The organism is Nocardia sp. IFM 10818 (assembly GCF_054655275.1).
Map to the genome: position 1 here is coordinate 587324 of NZ_BAAHJH010000001.1, position 23243 is coordinate 610566.

Genomic DNA, 23243 nt, shown 5'->3' on the forward strand with positions numbered 1-23243 from the left:
ACGGTCCCGCAACTACCCGCTGGCAGGTATCCCGCGAACATGGTGAGCTGGTGGCAATGGACAGCGACGCGCTGATCGACTGGTACGGGGCCACGGCCCGCGATCTCCCGTGGCGGCGGCCGGGCGTGAGCGCCTGGCAGATCCTCATGAGCGAGATCATGCTGCAGCAGACGCCGGTGGTGCGGGTCGAGCCCATCTGGCGGGAATGGGTGGCGCGCTGGCCGGTGCCCTCGGCCATGGCCGCCGCGCCGCAGGGCGAGGTGCTGCGCGCCTGGGGCAAGCTCGGCTATCCGCGGCGCGCCCTCCGGTTGCACGAGTGCGCCCGGGTGCTGGCGCGCGACCACGGCGATGTGGTGCCGGCCGATGTGGACACGCTGCTGAGCCTGCCCGGCATCGGCGCGTACACCGCCCGCGCCGTGGCCTGCTTCGCCTACGGGCAGCGAGTTCCCGTGGTGGACACCAATGTCCGTCGCGTGGTGGCGCGCGCCGTGCACGGCAGGGCCGAGGCGGGCAATCCCGCCGCCCGCGATCTCGGCGAGACCGAGGCCCTGCTGCCCGCGCGCGTCGACCGCGCCGCCACCATGTCCGCGGCCCTCATGGAGCTGGGCGCGCTGGTGTGCACGGCACGCAATCCCGATTGCGCCCGTTGCCCGCTGCCGAGCTGTGCGTGGGTGGCGGCGGGCCGCCCGGCCTCCGATGTGGTGCGCCGCGTGCAGAAGTACGAGGGCACCGACCGGCAGGCCCGCGGCCGCCTGCTCGACGTCCTGCGCGACGCCTCCGGCCCGGTGGAACGAATCCGCCTGGACCTGGCCTGGACTCGTGATCCGGGACAGCGCGACCGCGCCCTGGACTCCCTGCTCGTGGACGGTTTGATCGAGCAGACCTCCGATGGGCTGTTCGCCTTGGCGGGCGAGGGCGGCGCCGCCCGCTAGCGCGGTCCCGGAAGGGCTTGTGCGCGCACCCCTTCCAGGCGTGAACGAGGGGGCGTCACGCGGAAGGGGTGCGGCGGGCGCGATCTGCCGCCCCTCATGCGGTAGATCGCGAGTACGGGGCGATCAGGCGGGCACGAGGGCGCGGCGGCGATTGCGGGTCCGCGACCCGACCACGCGGCACACCAGATAGATCGTGAACGAGATGGTGGTGACGAAGGTGGATACCGGGACGCCGGGGGCCAGGGAGAGCAGAATGCCTCCGACGGCGGCGGTTTCGGCGAAGACGATGGCGAGGACGGTGGCCTTCACCGGATCCGCGGTGAGCTGACCGGCCGCGGCGGCGGGGGTGATCAGCAGGGCCAGCACCAGCAGGGCGCCGACGATCTGGACGCCGAAGGCGGCGGTGATGCCGAGCAGTACGGCGAAGACGATGGACAGCGCGCGCACCGGAACGCCGCGGGCGATGGCCACTTCCGGATCGGAGCTGGCGAACAGCAGCGGGCGGTAGATGGCGGCCAGCACGATGAGCACGCCCGCGGTGCAGGTGGCCAGCAGGCCGAGACCGCTGTAGCCGACGCTGACGACCTGACCGGTGAGCAGCGAGAACTTGGAGCCCGCGCGCTCGGGGCCGAGCCAGAGGAACAGCACCGACAGGCCGAGGCCGAAGGACAGCACCACGGCGATCACCGAATCGCGTTCGCGGGCACGCGAACCCAGGACGCCGAAGAGCACGGCCGCCACCACGGATCCGAAGATCGCGCCCAGTCCCACGCCGACTCCGGCGAGCAGCGCCGCGGCCGCGCCGGTCAGCGAGAGCTCGCTGGTGCCGTGCACGGCGAAGGACATCTGGCGGCTGATGATGAGCGGGCCGATGGCCCCGGCCAGCAGGCCCAGCAGGGCCGCGGCCAGCACCGCCTGCTGGACGAAGTCGTAGGACAGCAGGTGCGCGGTGGTGGAGAAGTCGAACATCGTGGTGAAGACGCCGGAGAGCTTGTCGATCACGGCCGCGCCTCCGGGGTCTCGCCGTGGCAGTGCTGGGCGCCCGCCTCGCCGAGCGCGTCCATGGTGTCGCCGGTGCCGACGACCACCAGCCGGCCGCGCACCCGCAGCACGTCCACCTCGGTGCGGTACAGCTCGGAGAGCACCTCGGAGGTCATGACCTCATCGGGGGTGCCGATCCGGAACTTGCCGTCCACCAGGTACAGCACCCGATCCACCAGCGGCAGAATCGGATTGATCTCGTGCGTCACGAAGAGCACGGCGGTGTCGTGGGTGTGCCGCCGCTTGTCGATGAGTTCGGAGACCAGGCGCTGATTGGCCAGGTCGAGCGACAGCAGCGGTTCATCGCAGAGCAGTACCCGGGGATCGCCGACCAGTGCCTGGGCCACGCGCAGCCGCTGCTGTTCGCCGCCGGAGAGCGCGTCCAGCGGGGCGTAGGCGAAATGCTCCGCGCCGACCGCCGCAATGGCCTGCGCCACCTTGCGCTGTCGCTCCTTGCGCCCGCGCAGGCCCAGGCCCCAGCGGTGCCCGTCCACGCCGAGCCCGACCAGATCCACGCCGCGCAGCTGAGTGCCGGCCTCGATGGTCTTCTGCTGCGGAATGTAGCCGATATCGGGATTGCCGGTGCGCGTGGGCGATCCCGCGATCTCGGCCGCGCCCTCCGACAGCGCCAGCTGCCCGAGCAGCATGCGCAGCAGCGAGGTCTTGCCCGATCCATTGGGTCCGAGCACCGCGATGAACTCGCCCGGCGCGACGTCCAGATCGAGGCCCTGCCACAGGGTTCGCTCGCCGAAGGACAGCCGGGCGTTCGACAGCCGCACCGCCGGAACCGCGACCGTTGCCGAATCGGGACCCGGAATTTCCTTCTCCGCAACGTTTTTCGGCAGGGGTGCGGGCTCGTTCGCCGAGCCGGTGGATGAATTATCCACAGCTGTGGATGGTTTCGTGTTCATGATGGTGCTCCCGGTGTGGGCAGCGAGGGTGGCGGGCACGAGGATGCCGGACTACGCGAGGGCCTGGGCGAGCGCCTGGGCGTTGCGGGTCATCCACTGAATGTAATCCAGCCCCTCCGGCAGGGTTTCGGTCACCTCGACGACCTTCACGCCATTGGCCTCGGCCAGGGCGCGCAGGTCCTTGGTGGTCTTGTCCTCGGTCTGGATGTTGTAGACCAGGGCGCGAACCTGCTTGCCGGTCAGCAGGTCCCGAACGGCGGCGACATCGGCGGGGGCCGGATCGGTGCCCTGCTCGACGGCTTCCTGGAATTCGTGCGGCGTGCGGTCGTCCACCTTCGAATCGACCAGCAGGTAGTAGGCCAGCGGCTCGGTCTGCAGCACCGGCTGGTTCGGATGCTCGGCGGCGGTCTTCGCGGTGATGGCGGAAATGCCGTTCAGCTGACCGGTGAAGGCGGCGGCGCGATCGGTGTAGGCCTGCTTGTGGTCGGGATCGAGCTCGCCGAGGCTCTCGGCAATGTGCTCGGCGACCTCTCGCACGCCGGCCACGTCGTACCAGACGTGCTCGTTGGCGTGCTCGTCGCCGTGTCCGGCTGCCGCGGCGCCGCCGTGGCCGTGCGCGTCGCCGGTCTCGCCGGTGACGACCCGGTAGGCGTTGACGGCCTTCTTGTTCTTGCCGTCGATGGCCTTGTCGATGAATTTGTCGTAGCCGCCGCCGTTGTAGACGACCAGGTCGGCGTCGGTGATCTTGGCCGCCTCGACGGCGGTGACCTCGTAGGAGTGCGGATCGGCGGACGGGTCCGAGATCAGCGACTCGACCTTCACATCCGGGCCGGCAATGGCCTTGGTGATATCGCCCCAGACATTGGTGGAGGCGACGATGGATAGTTCTCCGGAATCGTTCTTCGCGCTTCCGCAGGCGGTCAGGGTCGCCACTGTGGCGAGACCCGCGGCGAGCAACGCAAATCCTCGGGCAGAGCTTCTAGTCACGCGGGGGTACTCCTGAAACACTTAAGTAAAACGAAAACGATTGCCATTAAAATGTAGCGCATTTGTCCAGCGGGTTCCGCATCGCCTCCAGCGTCTGTGGTGCTCAACACCGTGGGCTGCGCCCCGCATCCCCGGACGAGAGAGGGGATGGGGGGCTAGGCCCCCGGGCCCCCATAGGGCTGCGCCCGGCTGACCGAGCCGGGCCTCCGCATGGCTGTGCCCGCTGACCGAGCCGGGCCTCCGCCTGGCCGTGCCCGCTGACCGAGCCGGGCCTCCGCCTGGCCGTGCCCGCTGACCGAGCCGGGCCTCCGCCTGGCTGCGCCCGCTCACCAATACGGATCGGCCCCCGCGAACTCTTGTTCGCGGGGGCCGAAATTCTCTTCGTGCCGAGCGGCTTACGTCAGTGCGGCCACCGGCTGGCTCAGGAGCTGGGCGCAGCGGAGCAGACCCAGGTGGCTGTAGGCCTGCGGGTGGTTGCCCAGTGAGCGTTCGGCGACCGGGTCGTACTCCTCGGAGAGGAGTCCGGTGGGGCCGGCCACGTCGACGAGCTGGGCGAAGAGGGCTTCGGCGTCCTCACGCTTGCCGATGAGCAGGTAGGCCTCGACCAGCCAGGCGGCGCACAGGTGGAAGCCGCCTTCCCCGCCGGGCAGGCCGTCGTCGTGGTGGTAGCGGTAGACGGTGGAACCGCTGCGCAGTTCCGCCTCGGTCGCCACGACGGTGGCCGCGAAGCGCGGATCGGAGGGGTCGATGAGCCCGCTGAGCCCGATGTGCAGGGTGGCGGCGTCGAGATCGGTGCCCTCGTAGGCGGCGGTGTAGGACTGGACCTCCTCGTTCCAGCCTTCCACCTTCACCTCGTCGGCAATGGTGTCGCGCAGCTTCTGCCATTCCGGATCGCCGGGCCGGTCGAACTGGCGGGCCAGGGTGAGCGCCCGGTCCACCGTGAGCCAGCCCATGACCTTGGAGTACACGTGGTGGCGCGGATTGCCGCGAATCTCCCAGATGCCGTGGTCGGGTTCGCGCCAGCGCCGCTGCACCGCCGAGACCATGGCGTGCACCAGCTCCCAATCCGCGTCCGGCAGCGCCTTTTTCGGATCGGTGATGCCCTTCTTCTCGCGGGCGTGCGCGAGCTGGGAGATGAGGTCCACGATGGGACCGAACACGTCCAGCTGCACCTGCATGTTCGCCGCGTTGCCGACGCGCACCGGCCGCGATCCGGCATAGCCGGGCAACTGGTCGATGACGGCCTCGGGCGGCAGGGTCTCGCCGTAGAGGGTGTAGAGCGGGTGCAGGCGCTCGGGTCCGGGCAGGGTTTCCAGCACCCGGTGCACCCAGTCCAGCAGATCCTCGGCCTCGGTCAGCGAGCCCAGCGACACCAGCGCGGAGGCGGTGAGCGAGGCATCGCGCAGCCAGCAGTACCGGTAGTCCCAGTTGCGCACGCCGCCGATGTCCTCGGGCAGCGAGGTGGTGGCCGCGGCCAGGATGGATCCGGACGGCGCATGCACCAGGCCGCGCAGGGTGAGCGCGGACCGCTTCATGAGATCCGGTTTGAGCGGCGGCAGTTCGAGCGTGCCGGCCCAATCCGACCAGTACCGTTCGGCTTCCCGCCGCCGGTCCGGTTCGGGCGTCATGGCGGGCGCCAGATCGGAGGTGCCGCAGCGCAACTCCAGCATGATCGGCCCCTGCCGCGGATCCACCACGGCGCGGGCGGTGTGGTGATTGCCCTCGTCGATGATCTCCCACTCGACGCCGGGGGAGCGCAGCACCATGGGGTCGTTGGTGCCCTGCACCACGAGCCCGCCGGCCGCGCGCACCAGCCGCACCGGCACCTGGCCGAATTCCGGCCGCGGCGCGAAGGTCACGACCGCCTTGGCGTCACCGGTGATGATGCGGGTGAGGTCGGTGCGCTCGGGAACGACATCGTGCGGCAGGTAGTCGACGACCTGCAGACTGGCCCAGCGGGTTTCGACGGTCATGGTGCCGTCCTTGTAGCGCTGCGACAGCGGCAGGCCCGCGCGTTCGGGCTGAATGGTGAAGTGGCCCGCGCCCGGCCCGCCGAGCAGGTGCGCGAACACCGCCGCCGAATCCGGTTCCGGATGGCACAGCCAGGTAATGGTGCCGTCCGGGGTGACCAGGGCCTTGGTGCGCGGGCTGGCCAGCATGGTCAGCCGCTCGATTCGGGGGGCGCTGGCCCCGGCCAGCCAGGTACGGCGTTCCTCCAGCAGGTAGGCGAGGGCTTTGGACACCTCCTCCGTGCTGGCGACCCGGAATTCGGCGAGGCTCTCGCCGTCGCCGACCTTGATGCCCACATCGGGGCCGGACAGCCGTTTGAAAGCCTTCTCGTCGGTGACGTCGTCGCCGATGAACACCGCCGCCGAGGCGCCCTGCTGGTGCCGGACGATATCGAGCGCCGCGCCCTTGTCGGTTTCCACGACGGCGAGCTCGATGACCTCCTTGCCCTCGGTGGTCTGGACGCCGACCCAGCTGGCCGGGCCCTGCCGCACCTGAACCAGTGCGCGGCGGCCGATTTCGGGGCTGGCATTGCGGACGTGCAGGGCCACGCTGGCGGGTTTGATCTCGACGGTCGCGCCCGGATTGTCGGTCGCGATCTGCGTGAGCGTCGCCTGCACTTCCTGCAGTAGCTGTTTGGCGTCATTGTCGATGGCATGGACGAAGCCGACATCGAATTCCGAACCGTGGCTTCCGATCAGCTGCACCTCGACGGGCAGCCGGGACAGGGCCGCGAGATCACGCAGGGCGCGCCCGGAGATCACGGCGGCAGTGGTTCCGGTGAGGCCGGCGAGCGCGCGCAGCGCACTCACGGACTCCCGGTGGGGATAAGCCTTCGCCGGGTCCGAAACGATGGGCGCGATGGTCCCGTCGTAGTCCGAGGCGACCAGCAGCCGCGGCACGCGGGCGACGGCCGACAACGCACGGCGAAGTTCCAGTGGCAAATCCTGTGCGCTCACGCATCCAACCTAATGATCGGAGGAGTTTTTTCAGGGCGCGAGTGATGGTACTGGGTATTGATTGCCCACTCGTTCTGGTGGTGATACATAGCGTTTACAGGACACTTGCATGTCGTTCACCGAATGTCCGAATTCCGCGAATCGTTCCCGGGCTCTGTGCCTCTGACCAGTGACGTTCCAGCAACGGCAAAGGAGGCCTGTCCGCTCTCCGGGGGCGGGCAGACCTCCTTTGTTACCCGTGCGTATGCACGGGTGGCGTTCGCTAAATGTGATTTGAGCCGCAGGCTCTCCGTTGAGGGTGGTGGTGGGCGACGGGTGGGCGGGAGTCGCTCACTCCTTGCCGCCGATGAGCAGATCGACGGTGAGTTCCAGGCGCTCGGTCACGTCGGTCGCGGAGGCGCGGCGGGTCAGCCAGGCAACCAGATTCGACAGCCACACATCGCTGATGACGCGGGCGATGGCGAGCTGGCGATCGGTGGGGTTGTCGTCGGCCAGGGCGCGGGCGAAGAAGCGGTCCATCACCTTGCCCACCCGATCCACCTCGGCCGCGGCGGAGGCGTCGGCGAACATGAAGGCGCGCGTCATGGCCTCGGTGAGCAGCGGGTCGCGCTGCATGGCCCGGGTGACCTGGGTCAGCAGCAGGTGCATGCGCTCCTGCGGGGTGGCCCCGGCCAGCGGCTTGCGGCGTCCCTCGAACTGCTCGAATTCCCGGGCCAGCGCGGACACCAGCAGGTGCACCTTGGACGGGAAGTAGCGGTAGAGCGTGCCGACGGCGACATCCGCGCGCTCGGCGACCGCCCGCATCTGGACCGCGTCGTAACCGCCCTTGGAGGCCAGCGCGAGGGTGGCGTCGAGGATGCGCTTGCGGCGGTCGCGTTGCGCGGCCGAACTCAGATCCTCCTCGCTGAGGGTGGTGACTGGCGCGGTGCGCGCAGCCGTCGCCCCATCGGCTGCCTGCGATCGGGAGGGACTGGCCATCGGTTGAAAGTCCTTTCCTGCACGAATCATCGGGTCTCTCACCCAGCGTCGGCTGGCTACGAGTTCGTACCGCGACCGGGCGGCGCTTGACTTACGCCCGGCTCGAACATTAGAACATGTTCTAGGAGTGGAAGTCACGCCGGAAAGGCGGTATGGAGTGTGACCATAGCCACCACTGACGAGCATAAAGCCGTTCAGGAATCGATGCGCGGATGGGCCGCCGCGGTGCGCCCAATTGCAACACTGCGTTCAGGTGCACCGGATTATTGGCGCGAATACTGGTCGCGCCTGGCCGATCTCGGGATATTCCGGGTCGCGGTTCCGGAAGAGGCCGGCGGTGCGGGTGGGACCATTGGTGATCTCGCTGTTCTGGTGGAGCAGGCAGCGCATGATCTCGTCGGCGGACCCGTGCTCTCGACGGCGCTGGCGGGACTCGTTGCCGGCGAGATGCTCGACGAGAATACGCCGTGCGGCATCGCCCTCGGGGGTGAAATCGCAATATCGGCGGGTGAATCCGGTCTCAGCCTTTCCGGCGCCTGGGACTCGGTGCTCGGCGCCGCCCCGGGCGCCGCGGTGCTGGTCCCGGTGCGCGACGGCGTCCGGCGGCTGTGGTGCCTGGTCGACGCGGACGCCGCGGGCCTGCGGATCGAACCGCTGGACGTGATCGACCGCAGCACGCCGCTCGCCAATGTCACGTGCGCGAATGTTGCTGTAACTCCGGATCGCATCTTCGAACCGGCGCAGGACGTTCTCGATCTGGCCGCCGTTCTGATTGCCGCCGAGGCCGCGGGCATTGCGGGCTGGTGCCTGGAAACCGCCACCGAATACGCCAAGGTGCGCGAACAATTCGGGCGCAAGATCGGCGAATTCCAAGCGGTGAAACACATTTGCGCGTGGATGCTGTGCCGGGCCGAACAGATTCGCGCGGTGGCCGCCGATGCCGCGCATGCCGCCGACACCGGCAGTGCGGAACTGCGGCTGGCCGCGGGCGTCGCACTGGCCATCGCACTCGATGCCGCGGTGGAGACCGCCAAGGACTGTATTCAGGTACTGGGTGGAATCGGTTTCACCTGGGAGCACGACGCGCACCTGTATTTGCGCCGGGCCACCGCGGTGCGGCAGTTGCTGGGCGGTTCCGCGCGCTGGCGGGCCCGGGTCGCCGAGCTGACCCAGGCGGGCGTGCGCCGCACCGTCGGCGTGGACCTGGGCTCCTCCCCGGCCGGGGACGCCGAACCCGATTGGGATGCGGTCGGTGTGGACGCGGCCGAGGCCGCGGTGCTGGCCGCCGAGCTGACCAAGATCGCCGCCATCCCGGCGCCGGAACAGCGCGCCGCGCTGGCCGCGTCCGGGCTGCTGGCCGCGCACTGGCCGGCGCCCTACGGCCGCGGCGCGGGCCCGATCCAGCGCACCTGGATCGAGGACCAGATCCGCCGGGCCGGAATCGACCTGCCGGATCTGGCCATTGCCAACTGGGCGATTCCCACCCTGCTGCAGTGGGGCACGCCCGAGCAGATCGAACGCTACGCGCTGCCGACGCTGACCGGCGAGGTGATCTGGTGCCAGCTGTTCTCCGAGCCGGAGGCCGGTTCGGATCTGGCGGCGCTGCGCACCACGGCCGAACGCGTCGAGGGCGGCTGGAAGCTGCGCGGCCAGAAGGTCTGGACCTCGCTGGCCGATCGGGCCACCTGGGGTATCTGCCTGGCGCGCACCGATACCGGAGCGCCCAAGCACAAGGGCATCAGCTATTTCCTGGTCGATATGAAAAGCGCGGGCATCGATATCCGGCCCTTGGTGGAGATCACCGGCGAGGCGCGCTTCAACGAGGTCTTCCTCGACGATGTCTTCGTTCCGGACGAATGCTTGGTCGGGGAATTGGGCAATGGCTGGAAGATCGCCCGCTCCACCCTGTCGGCCGAGCGGGTCGCCATGGGCGGCAAGGGAATCGGCCAGGAGCTGGAGGCCCTGATCGCCGCCGCGCCGACCTCGGGTCCGGGTGCGGAATTGGTGGCCGACCGACTCGGAGGCCTGATCTCCGAATCAATTGCCGGAACTTTGCTAGATGCTCGTGCCGCACAAAAACTGCTTGCCGGCGGTGATCCCGGCCCGCAAAGCAGCGTGCGCAAATTGGTCGGTGTGCGACACCGGCAGGCGGTGGCCGAATTCGCCGTCGAATTGTCTGGTGTGGCGGGCGCCCTGGAAACCGACCTGGTGAAAGAATTCCTGCTCACACGCTGTTTGTCGATTGCCGGCGGGACCGAGCAGATTCTGTTGACCGTTGCCGGAGAACGGATCCTCGGTCTGCCCCGCGAATCGCACGGCTAATCCACACCACAACCGGGAGCATGGAATTGGACTTCACCAGGGACGAGAGCCAGGACGCTGTCGCCGAGGTTGTCGTAAGTTTGCTGGAACGCGAAAGCGCGCGCGATATCGCGCTGTGGCCGGTCATTGCCGACAGCGGCCTGCTAGCGGTGCCGCTACCGGAACGCTTCGGTGGGGACGAGATGGGCCTGCTCGAGGTCTGCGCCATGCTCACCGAACTGGCGACCGATGCCGTGCAGACCCCGGCGCTGAGTACGCTCGGGTTCGGCGTGCTGCCGCTGCTCGCCATCGGCGTCCCGGATGCGCTGGCGGAGAAGGTGTTCCCGGCCGTGGCCACCGGTGCGGTGCTCACGGCGGCGCTGCACGAGGCGGGCGCGCCGTTCACCGTGAAGCCGGAGACCACCGCCGTGGCCGACGGCGCCACGGTGCGGATCAGCGGGCAGAAGGTGGCGGTGCCCTATGCCGACACCGCGCGCTGGATCCTGGTGCCGACCGACGCCGGTATTGCCGTCGTCGACGGTGACGCGCCGGGCATCACCCGCACCGCCTCGCCGACTTCCGATGGGGTGCCGGAGTTCTCGCTGCGCTTCGATGCCGTGCAGATTCCGGCCGAGCACCTGCTGCCCGGCGGTCTCACCGAACTGCACCGCCTGGCTCTGGCCTGTCTGGGCTCGGTCGCCGACGGACTGCTCAAGGGCGTGCTGGCGCTGACCGCCGAACATGTGCGCACCCGCGAGCAGTTCGGCAAGCCGCTCGCCGAATTCCAGGCGGTGGCCCAGCAGATCGCCGATGTGTACGTGGTCTCGCGCACCCTGCACGCGGCCGCCGCCTCGGCCACCTGGGCGCTGGCGCAGGACGACGACAGCGCCGCGCACCGCGAGCGCACCGACGACGACCTGGACGTGCTGGCCTACACGGTCGCCTCGGAACTGCCCGCGGCCCTGCAGAAATGCCATCACCTGCACGGCGGCATCGGCGTCGACGTGACCCATCCGCTGCACCGCTACTACTCACAGGCCAAGGACATCGCGCGCTGGCTGGGCGGCGAATCGTTCCGGCTGGATCGTTTGGGAGCCAGATGTTCATCGAACTGACCGCTGAACAGCGGCAGCTGCGCGACGAATTGCGTTCGTACTTCGCCGGTCTCGTCACTCCCGAAGAGGAGGCCGAGATGCTGGTGAATCGGCACGGTGACGCCTACCGGGCCGTGGTGAAACGGATGGGCGCCGACGGCCGGCTCGGAGTGGGCTGGCCGAAGGAGTACGGCGGGCAGGGCTTCGGCCCGCTGGAACAGCAGATCTTCTACAACGAGGCCGTGCGCGCGGACGTGCCGGTGCCGCTGGTCACGCTGCTGACCGTCGGCCCGGCCCTGCAATCCTTCGGGACCGAGGCGCAGAAGCGGAAGTTCCTGCCCGGAATCCTCACCGGCGACATTCATTTCGGCATCGGCTACTCCGAGCCCGAGGCGGGCACCGATCTCGCCGCGCTGCGCACCTCCGCGGTGCGCGACGCCAATGGCGACTGGATCGTCAACGGGCAGAAGATCTTCACCACCGGCGCGCACGAGGCCGATTACATCTGGCTGGCCGTGCGCACCGGCACGGTGGAATCGCGGCACAAGGGCATCACGATCCTCATCGTGGACACCAAGGATCCGGGCTACTCGTGGACGCCCATCATCACCGCCGACGGCGCCCACCACACCAATGCCACCTATTTCGACAATGTCCGGGTGCCCGCCGACATGATCGTCGGCGAGGAGAACGGCGGCTGGAAGCTCATCACCACCCAGCTCAATCACGAGCGGGTGAGCCTGGGGCCGTCCGGCAAGATCGAGCAGCTCTACGAGCGGGTGCGCGAATGGGCGCAGCGGCAGGGCGTGCTGGGTGAGCCCGACGTGCGGCGCTCGCTGGGCCGCCTGCACGCCATGGTCCGGCTCAATGAGCTGCTGAACTGGCAGGTCGCCTCCAATATGGAACGGCCCGACACCGCTCCGGCGGAACTCATCGCCGATGCCTCCGCGACCAAGGTGTACTCCACCGAGGCGGTGCAGGAGGCCGGCCGGCTGGCCGAGGAGATCGTCGGGCGCTTCGGCGATCCCGCCGATCCCAAGACCGCCGAACTGCTGACCTGGCTGGACCGGCGCACCAAGCAGAACCTGGTGATCACCTTCGGCGGCGGCGTCAACGAGATCATGCGCGAGCTCATCGCCCAAATGGGCCTGCGGTTGCCGCGCGTCCCCCGATAGGAGCTGCCGACCGTGACGAGAGTTCCGATGCGTCGACGAGATCATGCGCGGCTGTGCCCGATGGCCCAAATGGGCCTGCGGTTGCCGCGCGTCCCCCGATAGGAGCTGCCGACCGTGACGAGAGTTCCGATGCGTCGACGAGATCATGCGCGGCTGTGCCCGATGGCCCAAATGGGCCTGCGGTTGCCGCGCGTCCCCCGATAGGAGCTGCCGACCGTGACGAGAGTTCCGATGCGTCGACGAGATCATGCGCGGCTGTGCCCGATGGCCCAAATGGGCCTGCGGTTGCCGCGCGTCCCCCGATAGGAGTCACAGTGACGCAGAGCAGCACCGCCGACGAGATCCGCGCGGCGGTCGAGAAGATCAAGGCGGCGGGGGAGTCCGCGCCCCGGGTGGGCCGGGATCCGGTCAATCAGCCCATGATCAACAACTGGGTCGAGGCGCTCGGCGACGCCAACCCCATCTACGTGGACGAGGCCGCCGCCCGCGCGGCCGGGCATCCGGGCATTGTCGCGCCGCCCGCCATGGCGCAGGTGTGGACCATGCTGGGGCTCAACGGGAAACGCGCGGACGACGATCCGATGGAGCAGACCAACAAGCTCTTCGACGCCGCCGGGTACACCTCGGTGGTCGCCACCAACTGCGAGCAGATCTACCACCGCTATCTGCAGATCGGCGAGCGGGTGACCGTGCGCTCCGGGATCGAGGAACTGGTGGGGCCCAAGCGAACCGGGCTCGGCGAGGGCTGGTTCACCACCTACCGCACCAATTGGTACGTGGGCGAGGAACTGGTCACCGAAATGCTTTTCCGCATGCTGAAGTTCGCGCCCGGGACGGCGGCTCCCAAGACCGCCGAGCCCGCCGGGGACGCGCCCAGCGCGGAGGATCTCGCCGAGCGGGTGCGGCCCACGGTGTCCAAGGACACCGAATTCTTCTGGGACGGAACGAAGCTCGGTGAGCTGCGCATCCAGCAGATGCCGGACGGCACGCTCCGGCATCCGCCGGTGCCCGCGCTGTGGAAGGACAAGTCGGAGCAGACCGACTATGTCGTGGCGTCGGGGCGCGGCACCGTCTTCAGTTTCGTCGTGCATCACGCGCCCAGGGTGCCCGGGCGGCAACTGCCGTACGTGATCGCACTGGTCGAGCTGGAGGAGGGCGTGCGCATGCTGGGCGAGCTGCGCGGCATCGATCCGGCCGCGGTCGAGGTCGGGCTGGCCGTCGAGGCCGGGTTCGAGAAGCTCGACGAGGACAACACCGTGCCCTACTGGAAGGCAATTCGATGACAGCATCGCGAAGCGATTCCGTGAGGGGCGGTGGTCGGGCCACGGGTGGGCTGACAGCGACCATCGAGCCCGCCGCTGCGCGGGTCGGAACCGTCTTGCCGGAGTTGGTGATTCACGCCGATCCGACCTTCGTGATCAGCACGGCGCTGGCCACCCGCGATTTCCAGGACGTGCACCACGACCGCGACAAGGCGGTCGAGCGCGGCTCCAAGGACATCTTCGTCAATATCCTCACCGACACCGGCCTGGTGCAGCGCTTCGTCACCGACTGGGCGGGGCCGCGCGCGATTGTGAAATCCCTGTCGCTGCGCCTGGGCGTGCCCCTGTACGCGGGCGACACCCTCACGCTGTCCGGCACGGTGATCGCCGTCGACGGCGGTGACATCACCATCGAGGTCATCGGCAAGGACAGTCTCGGCGACCATATTTCGGCGAAAGCCGTCATCTCCCTGCAGGAGGCACACCAGTGACGGCCCTGAGCCGCCGCGCCGCCATCGCCGGCATCGGCGCCACCGATTTCTCCAAGGACTCCGGCCGCAGCGAACTGCGCCTGGCCGCCGAGGCCGTCACCGCCGCGCTCGCGGACGCCGGGTTGACGCCGGCCGACGTGGACGGCCTGACCACCTTCACCATGGACACCAACACCCAGGCCGCGGTGGCCCGGGCGGCGGGCATCCCGAGCCTGAAGTTCTTCTCCAACATCCCCTTCGGCGGCGGCGCGGCCGCGGCCACCGTGCAGCACGCCGCCATGGCGGTGGCCACCGGCATCGCCGATGTGGTGGTGGCCTATCGGGCCTTCAACGAACGCTCCGGAAATCGCTTCGGCCAGTTCGCCACCCACCTGGCCACCGGCAACCCCACCTCCTCGGGCGTCGACAACGCCTTCTCCTACACCCACGGCCTGGGCACCCCCGCCGCCCAGGTGGCCATGGTGGCCCGCCGCTACATGCACGTATACGGCGCCACCAGTGCGGATTTCGGCCGCGTGGCCGTCGCCGACCGCAAGCACGCCGCGGTGAACCCGGCCGCCCACTTCTACGGCAAGCCGATCACCCTGGAGGAGCATCAGGCCTCCCGCTGGATCGCCGAACCCCTGCACCTGCTCGACTGCTGCCAGGAGACCGACGGCGGCGTCGCCATCGTGGTCACCAGCGCCGAACGCGCCAAGGACCTTCCGCACCAGCCCGCCCTCATCGCGGGCGCGGCCCAGGGCTCCGGCGCCGACCAGTACGTCATGACCTCCTACTACCGCGACGCCATGACCGGCCTGCCCGAAATGGGCCTGGTAGGCGACCAGCTCTGGGCCCAGAGCGGTTTGCGCCCGGCCGATATGCAGGCCGCCATCCTCTACGACCACTTCACCCCCTTCGTCCTGATGCAACTCGAGGAACTGGGCTTCTGCGCCCGCGGCGAAGCCAAGGACTTCATCCAGGACGGAGCCCTCGAAGTAGGCGGCCGCCTCCCCCTCAACACCCACGGCGGCCAACTCGGCGAGGCTTACATCCACGGCATGAACGGCATCGCCGAAGGCGTCCGCCAGATCCGCGGCACCTCGGTCAACCAGGTCGACGGCCTCGAGCACATCGTCGTCACCGCCGGCACCGGCGTCCCCACTTCGGGCCTGGTTCTCACCGCCAACTGAAATCCGCATCCGTTCGGGCGGGCGGGATGTCACACCCGCGGGACCTGTGTCGTCCTCCAGGCGTACACGGTTCAATTCCGCTCGGAAGGACACGGATTTCAATGAACACCGCCTACCACATCGTCGGAGTCGTCGCGGCCCTCTGGATCGGCTTCTCGGCGTATTCGATCCTCGCCAAGCAGGCGTTCGTCGTGGATCCGCTGCGGGACTACGGGGTTCCGGAGAGCTGGTGGAATCTGCTCGGGCTGGCCAAGGCCGCCGGGGCGCTCGGGCTGGTGGTGGGGTTCTTCGTTCCGGCGATCGGGATCGCCGCCGCCATCGGGCTGATCCTGTACTTCAGCGGGGCCGTGATCACGATCCTGCGGGCGCGGTCGTACAAGACGCTGCCGTTCCCGCTGCTCTACATGGGCCCGGCGATTGCCACCCTGGCGCTGCAACTCGCGGCGTAAGTTGGTTGGGAGACAGTCGAACACACCGAGGGGGACGTCGTGAACCTGCGTGAGGTAATGGACGAGAAGGCGCTGGGTGGTGCGCTCGTTTACGGGGAGCCGTATCAGACGCCCGAGGGGGCCACGGTTATTACGGTGTCGGCCGTCGGGTACACCGGGGCGCGGCCGGTTGGGGTGTTCGTGGTGCACGGGAGTGAGGTGAAGTGGGAGGCGGCCGAGGATCGGATCGGGTTGATCCAGGCGCGGACCGGGTTGATCGCGGCCACCGTGGGGACGATTACGGGGTTGCTGGCCGCTGCTTTCGTGACCGGGGCGCTGCTGCGGCGGCCGCCGTGGCCGGATATCCGGATGACGCAAGACTGCTGAGGGCGATGGTGAGGACCGCGGTCAGCTGGGCGATGCTCTCCGCGGTGTTCGGGGCGAGAGGGGTTCTGGCTCCGGCGAATCGGTCGAAGACCAGGCCCTCGATGATCGCGATGAAATCCGCCGCCGCGGCGTCGGGGGCGGTGGCGTGCAGGGCAGCGAACAGCTCTGTGGCGTGGCGGTGGGAGAACAGGCTCGTGGTGAGTTTCGCGTGGAGAGCCGCGTCGCCGAGTTGATCGATGATGAGGGCGTGCCGGGCGATCAGATGGTTACGGCGTTGTGCCAGTAGCTGATCCAGCCAGACCGCGATGCCGTGGGCTATGGCGTCGGGGTCGGTGACCGGCGGTCCGGCGGTGTCGCGGGTTGCGGCGAAGTCGGTGCGGGAGCGCAACGCGATGCGGTCCACGATGGCCTCGATGAGGGCGCGCTTGGTGCGGAAGTAATAGGACGTCGAGCCCGCGGGCAGTTCCAGGGCGGTGTCCAGCGCGCGGTGGGTGAGGGCTCGAAGGCCTTGGGTGGCAATGAGATCTATGGCGCTGTCCACGATGAGCGTGCGCCGATCCGATGTGGAAGTGGTCACCTTCGGTCCTCCTCGGCCGCGTAGTCCTCTACAACTATAGAGGGTGCTCTACGGATGTAGAGGACGGAGGAGGTTGTTGTGGACACGCGGGCCATCGTTCTGGACCACGACCAGCGGATCGCGGCGGACCGGCTGGCGGACATCGCCGCCCGGGTCGGCAAGCGCTGGGGCCGCAGGCCGCGCGGGCTGTACCTGCACGGCGGGCCGGGGCGCGGGAAGACCATGCTGATGGACCGGTTCTACGCGCAGGTGGAGTCGAAGCGTAAGCGGCGGTTCCACTTTCACGGCTTCTTCGCACAGCTGAACGCGGACATCCACGCGTATGGGACGGTCGACGCGGCGGCGGACGCGCTGCTCGGCGGGGTCGATCTGGTCTGCTTCGACGAATTCCACGTGCACGACTCCGGTGACGCGACGCTGGTCGCCAGGCTGCTGGAGACGCTGTTCGCCCGGCGCATCACGCTGGTGGTGACCTCGAACTACGCGCCGGAGCAGCTGCTGCCGAACCCGTTGTTCCATCACCTCTTCGAGCCGGCCATCGCGCGGATTCTCGAGCACCTGGACGTGCTGGCGGTGGACGGCCCGGTCGACTATCGCCGCCTCGGCGGGCGGCACACCGGATTCGCGGCCGGGCGGTACCTGGTCGGCGAGTGCGCCGTCGCCGGGCTCGCCGAGGTGCCGATCGCCCACCGCCGCATGCGCACCCGCAGCGCCGACGCGGACACCCTGATCGTCGATTTCGCCGAGATCTGCGGAATCCCGGTCTCGGCGTCCGACTTCCTGGAACTCGCCCGGCGATTCCGGCACTGGACCCTGTGCGGCGTACCCGCTCCGCACACCGTCCCGGCCGATTGGGTCATGCGTTTCGTGAACCTGGTGGACGTTCTCTACGACGCCGATCTCGATCTCACCGTGTACGCCGAGGTCCCGCTCACCGCACTCGCCGAGCAGGTCCCGCGCGTGCCCGACCTGTACCGCACCGTCAGCCGGCTGAGCGAATTGACCGTTCCGCAAGCCGCAGTCCTTCCATAGAACGCCTCGCGGACATGCGCGCGACCGTCCGGCGACACCTCGGTGAACATGCCTCCTTGATCGACAGGCACGGTTCACGTCCCGTCCACGCGCAGGGGGTCTTACGTTGCGAGCCACTTCCTACCTTGCTGAGAGGAGGCAGCACCGAACCGGAGGGGAACGATGCGAATCCGTGAGCAGGCTGGAGGTTCCGCGCCGCGGAACCCGAGCATCCCGAGCACCCGGCTGCGGGTGCTGGTCGTCGCCGAGTCCTTTCTTCCCCAGGTCAACGGTGTCACCAACTCCGTACGCCGGGTGCTCGACCACCTGTCCGCCAAGGGCCACGAAGCGGTGCTGCTGGCGCCCACCGGGCCCGCGAAGTACGCCGGATTCCGGGTGCACGTGGTGCGCGGGGCCCGGCTGCCCTTCTATCGCGACTTCCGCATCGGCCTGGAGACGCGCCGGCGCCTGCGTCGCATCATCCGGGAATTCGAGCCCGACGTCGTGCACATCGCCTCCCCGGCCACGCTCGGCTATCAGGCGGCCCGGGTGGCGGGCGAACTGGATGTGCCGACCGTGGCCGTCTACCAGACGGACCTGGTCGGCTTCGCCGAGCGCTACGACCTGCCCGGCGGCGTCCGGACCATGGCGGCGCTCACCCGGCGCATCCACTTGCAGGTGGACCGCACCCTCGCGCCGTCCACGGCGAGCCTGCGCCAGCTGGAGCTGATGGGCATCCCCGGGCTGGCACGCTGGCCGCGCGGGGTGGATCTCCAGCAGTTCGGGCCGTTCCGCCGGTCGGAGGAGCTGCGAAAGCAACTGGCCCCCAATGGCGAAGCCCTCGTCGGCTATATCGGCCGCCTGGCCCCGGAGAAGGAGCTGGAGCTGCTCGCGCACCTGCGCGAGGTGGACGGCGTGCGCCTGGTCGTGGTCGGCGGCGGCCCGGAGGAGAAGCGGTTGCGCAAGCTCCTCCCGGAGGCGGCCTTCCTGGGCGTGCTGCACGGTGACGAGCTGGGCGCGGCCTACGCCTCGCTGGATGTCTTCGTGCACACCGGCCGCCACGAAACCTATTGCCAGGCGGCGCAGGAAGCGCTCGCCTCCGGCGTGCCGGTGGTCGCTCCCAAAGCCGGCGGGCCGATCGACGTGGTCGCGCCCGGCGCCGGATTCCTTTATCCCCCGGGCGATGCCGAGGCCATGGTGAATCTGGTCCGCCGCCTGGTGGCGGACCGGCGGCTGCGCGAGCAGACCGCGGCCGCCGCGCACCGCAGCGTGCAGGACCGTTCCTGGTCGGCCGTCAACGATCTGCTGATCCGCCACTACCGCGAGGTCATCGCCGAACGCCGCACGCGTTCGCTTCCCGACTGCGGACCGCTCTCCAAGGAGGCCTCGTGATGCTCCGCATCTCCGTCATCGGCACCGGTTATCTCGGCGCCACCCATGCCGCGGGCATGGCCGAACTCGGCTTCGACGTGCTCGGTGTGGACAGCAATCCGGCCAAGGCGGCCGCGCTGTCGGCGGGCACCGTGCCCTTCCACGAGCCCGGCCTGCCCGAACTGCTGTCCGGTCACGTCGAGACCGGCCGGCTGCGGTTCGGCACCTCGCTGCGGGAAGCGGCGCACTTCGCCGATATCCATTTCCTGTGTGTGGGAACGCCGCCCAGCGCGACCGGGGCCGCCGATCTGTCCCAGCTGTATACGGTCCTGGACGGCCTGGTGCCGCATCTGACCCGCAACTGCCTGATCGTCGGCAAGTCCACGGTGCCGGTGGGTACGGCAGCGGCCTTGACGGCCCGCATCGCCGAGCTCGCGCCCGCGGGCATCTCCGTGGATCTGGCCTGGAATCCGGAATTCCTGCGCGAGGGCCACGCCGTCCATGACACCCTGCACCCCAACCGCCTGGTCTTCGGCGTCACCACCCCGGACGCGGAATGGGCGCTGCGCCAAGTGTATTCGATGCCGATCGCCGCGGGCTCCCCGGTGGTCGTCACCAATCTCCCCACCGCCGAGCTGATCAAGGTCTCCGCCAATGCCTTTCTGGCGACGAAGATCTCGTTCATCAACGCCATGGCCGAACTCTGTGAGATCACCGGCGCGGACGTGACCCTGCTGGCCGACGCGCTCGGCCACGACGACCGCATCGGCCGCAAATTCCTCGGCGCCGGACTGGGATACGGCGGCGGCTGCCTGCCCAAGGACGTGCGCGCCCTGATCGCCCGCGCGGGCGAACTCGGCGCGGGGGAGTCCGTCGACTTCCTGCGCGATGTGGATGCCATCAACCTGCGCCGCCGCGAACGCGTGGTGGCGGAAACCCTGGCGCTGCTGCGCGGTCCGGGCGCGCGTCCGGTGGGCCGCGTCGGTGTGCTGGGCGCCGCGTTCAAACCGCTCTCCGATGACGTGCGCGATTCCCCCGCCCTCGATGTGGCCGTGCGGCTGCGGGCCGCGGGCGCGGAGGTGACCGTATTCGATCCGGCCGCAACGGGTCCGGCCCGCGCCATCGCGCCGCAGCTGGTCTACGCCGCCACCGCCGCCGCGGCCCTGCACGAGGCCGATGTCGTGCTGCACCTCACCGAATGGCACGAATTCCGGGAGCTGGACCCGGTTTTCCTGCGCTCGGTGGTCCGGGGCGGCGTCATCATCGATGCGCGCAACACCCTCGATCCGACCCCGTGGCTGGCCGCCGGGTGGGACTTCCGCGCGCTCGGGCGGCTCGTCGAATCCCTGCCGGGGACGAGCAAAGTCACGCCGCTGCGGAATCCGGCCCAGCCGGTGCCGGAAGCGGCCGGTCGGGATCGCGAACGGTCGCCGCGCGTCCTGGCCGATTCCACGGCGTTCACGCGCTTGCGAGCCCGGGTGCGCCGCACCGCGTGAACGTGATGTGTATGTAACCGGTGTTCGCCATTTCCGTCCTCGCGGACCGATCGGCATGTAACTATGTGCCTGATTTGTGCGGAACTCTGGTTGGGAGCGCTCGTGACTGGGGTGGGGACGGTGGCAACGCGCGCGATCGGGCTGATCGCGCTGCTCGTGCTGGCCGTCGTCGCACTGCGCGGGCATATTCCCGGCACCGGCGGGCCGTCCGCGCCGCACACCCCCTCCGCGGTGGCGCTCGCGCTCATGCCGGTGCTGCTGCTGGTCTCGGCGGTGATCCTGGTGGCCGGGGTGATCAACAGCCAGCACCACCTGCCGCTGGCCCTGCCCGAACCGCAGCGCCGCCCGGATCGGCGGGCGTGGCGGCTCGGCGGGATCGCGTTGATCGCCCTGATCGGCCTGGCGGCGATCGTGCTGGTGGCCGCCGCGGCCATCTCGGTGTACCTGGTCGGTCCGGGCCAGGAACAGGCCACCATCGCTCCGCAGGCCCCGGCCTCCACGACGTTGGAGTCGGCGCCGCCCCCGCCGCCGGGTGAGCCGCCGATATCCGCACCGCCGCTGGGCGGTACCGCGCTGCTGCTGGTGGCCATCGGCGCGGCCGTGCTGGTACTGGTCGCTCTGATCGGCCTGGTGGTGGTCGCGGTGACCGCCGCACGCCGTCCGACGCCCGTGGCCGGACAGTTCGGTCCGGCCGAACCCACCGAGGCGGTATCCCTCGCGAAGGTGGCGGCCATGGGCCTGGCGGCCATGACCGCGCCGGGCCAGGATCCGCGCACGGCCATCATCGCCTGCTACGTCGCCATGGAACACGGCCTGTCGACCGCGCGGGAGGTGGCGCCGCTGGCCTCCGACACGCCTTCCGAGGTGCTGGCCCGCGCCTTCGATCGCGGCTTCCTGCACGATGCCTCGGCGCGCGAGCTGGTGGCGTTGTTCGAGGAGGCGCGCTTCAGCCCGCACTCGATGCTGGAGTGGCAGCGGATGCGGGCCGAGCAGCTGCTGCGTATCGTATTGGCTGATCTGCAGGGGCAGGCGGCATGAGAAGCATTGGCGCCGTGGCTGTCCGGCCGCGGTTTCGGGGGTACCGGCAATGAATCGGATCGCGATCGTGATAGGCGGGCTGGTCCTGGTCGTGGTGTTCGAGCTGCTGGCCTTCGGCAATGATCGCGCCACCCTGCTGCCGGCGGCCGGCATTCCGGTGGCCGGGGCGCTGGCGCTGCTGCTGTGGTCGCTGGTGGAACGCAATCGCCGGCTCCGCGAGGACGGGCCCGCGGATCACGAAATCGACAATGGCCCAGCCGAAATGCTGCACCGCTGGCAGGCTCGCGCCCAGATGCTGGCCGATCGGGCCGAGGGCTCGCGCGCCGACTGGGATCGGCATCTGAGGCCGCTGCTGGCCAAGGAATTCGAGCTGACCAGCGGACACCGCATGGCCAAGAACCGGCGCGCGCACGAGGCGGCCGGAATGCTGCAGTTCGGACCGGAACTGTGGCGCTGGGTGGATCCCGCGAATTCGGCGCTGCGCGATCAGGTCGGCCGGGCCCCGGGCCGACCGGCCCTGGACGAGATCCTGCGCCGCCTCCAGAACATGTGAACGAGATGCGAGATACGACATGACCTCACCGATGGACGTGACCATCAAGCGGACCGATGCCGTGCTGCGCGAGATGTCGCGGGTGGTGGTCGGCAAGCGGGACGAGCTGCAGCTGATCATGATCGCGGTGCTGTCCGGCGGCCACATCCTCATCGAGGATCTGCCCGGGCTGGGCAAGACCCTCATTGCCAGGTCCTTCGCCGCCGCCCTCGGCCTGAACTTCACCCGCGTGCAGTTCACCCCGGACCTGCTGCCCGCCGATCTCATCGGCTCCACCATCTACGACATGCAGTCCGGCCGTTTCAGTTTCCGCCGCGGGCCGGTCTTCGCCAATATGCTGCTGGCCGACGAGGTCAACCGCACCCCGCCCAAGACCCAGGCCGCGCTGCTCGAGGCCATGGCCGAGGGGCAGGTGTCCATCGACGGCGAAACCTTCCCGCTGCCGCAGCCTTTCATCGTCATGGCCACCGACAACCCCATCGAGTACGAGGGCACCTATCCGCTGCCCGAGGCCCAGCTGGACCGCTTCGCCATGCAGCTGCGCCTCGGGTATCTCTCCGAATCCGATGAGATGCAGATGATCCGGCGCCGCCTGGAACGCGGTGCGCAACCGGCGCAGATCGGCCAGGTGGTGGATGTCGACGGCCTGATGGAGATGCGGCAGTCCGTCGAATACGTCACCGTCCACCCCGATGTCGTCGGTTACGTGGTCTCGCTGGCCGCCGCTACCCGCAGCCACCCCCAGGTCGAAGTGGGCGCCAGCCCCCGCGCCGAACTCGATCTGGTCCAGATGGCCCGCGCCCGGGCCCTGCTCAACAATCGCGACTACGTGGTCCCCGAAGACGTGAAGGCCCTGGCCGTTCCGGCCATGGCGCACCGCATCACGCTGCGCCCGGAGATGTGGGTCCGCCGCATCCGCGGCGAGGATGTGATCGGCGAACTGCTGCGCCGCCTGCCGGTCCCGCGCGCCACGACGGCGTGAGAAGCCTACGGGCACAGGATGAGACGCGTATGAGACTCGGGCACACTCAGCCACGACCGGCCCCGGGCCGGTCCGGTGCTGGGTGCCGCA

General features: G+C 69.2%; 21 protein-coding genes. 15 read left to right on the forward strand and 6 right to left on the reverse strand.

The genetic code is table 11. The features are described 5' to 3' along the window. Positions 1–56 precede the first annotated feature (56 nt). On the forward strand, positions 57–932 hold the full coding sequence (locus ACYQ5L_RS02860; protein WP_459963303.1) for an HhH-GPD family protein: 876 nt from the start codon (positions 57–59) through the stop codon (positions 930–932). A 123-nt stretch (positions 933–1055) separates the two neighbouring features. Here ACYQ5L_RS02860 and ACYQ5L_RS02865 read toward each other — a convergent pair whose 3' ends face one another. From ACYQ5L_RS02865 to kstR, 5 genes are all read right to left on the reverse strand, one after another. Beyond that, the gene (locus ACYQ5L_RS02865; RefSeq protein WP_459955263.1) at positions 1056–1934 is read right to left on the reverse strand and encodes a metal ABC transporter permease; all 879 of its coding nucleotides are present in this window, start codon (positions 1932–1934) and stop codon (positions 1056–1058) included. Then, positions 1931–2791 carry a metal ABC transporter ATP-binding protein gene (locus tag ACYQ5L_RS02870; protein ID WP_459963304.1) on the reverse strand — a complete coding sequence of 287 codons (861 nt, stop codon included), beginning with the start codon at positions 2789–2791 and terminating at the stop codon, positions 1931–1933. The genes ACYQ5L_RS02865 and ACYQ5L_RS02870 overlap by 4 nt, the downstream gene beginning before the upstream one ends. 144 nt (positions 2792–2935) lie before the next feature. Continuing rightward, the gene (locus tag ACYQ5L_RS02875) at positions 2936–3871 is read right to left on the reverse strand and encodes a metal ABC transporter solute-binding protein, Zn/Mn family (RefSeq protein ID WP_459955264.1); all 936 of its coding nucleotides are present in this window, start codon (positions 3869–3871) and stop codon (positions 2936–2938) included. 395 nt (positions 3872–4266) lie between these two features. Further along, positions 4267–6837 (reverse strand): trehalose-phosphatase, encoded by a 2571-nt coding sequence (gene otsB, locus ACYQ5L_RS02880; RefSeq protein ID WP_459955265.1) that lies wholly within the window; start codon positions 6835–6837, stop codon positions 4267–4269. Positions 6838–7167: 330 nt separating this feature from the next. Beyond that, on the reverse strand, positions 7168–7815 hold the full coding sequence (gene kstR, locus ACYQ5L_RS02885; protein ID WP_379192344.1) for a cholesterol catabolism transcriptional regulator KstR: 648 nt from the start codon (positions 7813–7815) through the stop codon (positions 7168–7170). A gap of 159 nt (positions 7816–7974) precedes the next feature. On the opposite strand from kstR, the gene ACYQ5L_RS02890 reads away from it, so the two are divergent. The 8 genes from ACYQ5L_RS02890 to ACYQ5L_RS02925 all read left to right on the forward strand — a co-directional run bounded on the left by ACYQ5L_RS02890 (position 7975) and on the right by ACYQ5L_RS02925 (position 16125). After that, positions 7975–10137 (forward strand): acyl-CoA dehydrogenase family protein, encoded by a 2163-nt coding sequence (locus ACYQ5L_RS02890; protein WP_459955267.1) that lies wholly within the window; start codon positions 7975–7977, stop codon positions 10135–10137. 26 nt (positions 10138–10163) lie between these two features. Then, positions 10164–11231, forward strand: coding sequence for an acyl-CoA dehydrogenase family protein (locus tag ACYQ5L_RS02895; protein WP_459963305.1), 1068 nt, complete (start codon positions 10164–10166; stop codon positions 11229–11231). Further along, the gene (locus ACYQ5L_RS02900) at positions 11216–12385 is read left to right on the forward strand and encodes an acyl-CoA dehydrogenase family protein (RefSeq protein ID WP_459955269.1); all 1170 of its coding nucleotides are present in this window, start codon (positions 11216–11218) and stop codon (positions 12383–12385) included. Before ACYQ5L_RS02895 ends, ACYQ5L_RS02900 begins: the two co-directional genes overlap by 16 nt. A 314-nt stretch (positions 12386–12699) precedes the next feature. Continuing rightward, complete coding sequence (locus tag ACYQ5L_RS02905) at positions 12700–13668, forward strand: bifunctional MaoC family dehydratase N-terminal/OB-fold nucleic acid binding domain-containing protein (RefSeq protein ID WP_459955270.1); 969 nt, start codon at positions 12700–12702, stop codon at positions 13666–13668. A 50-nt stretch (positions 13669–13718) separates the two neighbouring features. Next, positions 13719–14138 carry a MaoC family dehydratase gene (locus ACYQ5L_RS02910; RefSeq protein WP_459963306.1) on the forward strand — a complete coding sequence of 140 codons (420 nt, stop codon included), beginning with the start codon at positions 13719–13721 and terminating at the stop codon, positions 14136–14138. After that, complete coding sequence (locus ACYQ5L_RS02915) at positions 14135–15310, forward strand: lipid-transfer protein (RefSeq protein WP_459955271.1); 1176 nt, start codon at positions 14135–14137, stop codon at positions 15308–15310. The genes ACYQ5L_RS02910 and ACYQ5L_RS02915 overlap by 4 nt, the downstream gene beginning before the upstream one ends. A gap of 101 nt (positions 15311–15411) precedes the next feature. Next, on the forward strand, positions 15412–15759 hold the full coding sequence (locus ACYQ5L_RS02920; RefSeq protein WP_459955273.1) for a DoxX family protein: 348 nt from the start codon (positions 15412–15414) through the stop codon (positions 15757–15759). Positions 15760–15798: 39 nt separating this feature from the next. Next, positions 15799–16125, forward strand: coding sequence for a hypothetical protein (locus tag ACYQ5L_RS02925; RefSeq protein WP_459955274.1), 327 nt, complete (start codon positions 15799–15801; stop codon positions 16123–16125). Here the strand turns inward: ACYQ5L_RS02925 and ACYQ5L_RS02930 are convergent. Beyond that, complete coding sequence (locus ACYQ5L_RS02930) at positions 16037–16702, reverse strand: TetR/AcrR family transcriptional regulator (RefSeq protein ID WP_459955275.1); 666 nt, start codon at positions 16700–16702, stop codon at positions 16037–16039. The genes ACYQ5L_RS02925 and ACYQ5L_RS02930 overlap by 89 nt on opposite strands. Before the next feature lie 78 nt (positions 16703–16780). On the opposite strand from ACYQ5L_RS02930, the gene zapE reads away from it, so the two are divergent. The 6 genes from zapE to ACYQ5L_RS02960 all read left to right on the forward strand — a co-directional run bounded on the left by zapE (position 16781) and on the right by ACYQ5L_RS02960 (position 23153). Further along, positions 16781–17734, forward strand: a complete 954-nt coding sequence (zapE, locus tag ACYQ5L_RS02935; protein WP_459955276.1) for a cell division protein ZapE — start codon at positions 16781–16783, stop codon at positions 17732–17734. Positions 17735–17959: 225 nt separating this feature from the next. Next, positions 17960–19105 (forward strand): glycosyltransferase family 4 protein, encoded by a 1146-nt coding sequence (locus tag ACYQ5L_RS02940; protein ID WP_459963307.1) that lies wholly within the window; start codon positions 17960–17962, stop codon positions 19103–19105. Next, positions 19105–20580 carry a UDP-glucose dehydrogenase family protein gene (locus tag ACYQ5L_RS02945; protein ID WP_459955277.1) on the forward strand — a complete coding sequence of 492 codons (1476 nt, stop codon included), beginning with the start codon at positions 19105–19107 and terminating at the stop codon, positions 20578–20580. The genes ACYQ5L_RS02940 and ACYQ5L_RS02945 overlap by 1 nt, the downstream gene beginning before the upstream one ends. 120 nt (positions 20581–20700) lie before the next feature. Next, entirely contained in the window at positions 20701–21618 is a 918-nt protein-coding gene (locus tag ACYQ5L_RS02950) for a DUF4129 domain-containing protein (protein WP_459955278.1), read from the forward strand. A 49-nt stretch (positions 21619–21667) separates the two neighbouring features. Further along, entirely contained in the window at positions 21668–22171 is a 504-nt protein-coding gene (locus ACYQ5L_RS02955) for a hypothetical protein (RefSeq protein ID WP_459955279.1), read from the forward strand. Positions 22172–22190: 19 nt separating this feature from the next. Then, entirely contained in the window at positions 22191–23153 is a 963-nt protein-coding gene (locus tag ACYQ5L_RS02960) for an AAA family ATPase (RefSeq protein WP_459955280.1), read from the forward strand. Positions 23154–23243: the final 90 nt, after the last annotated feature.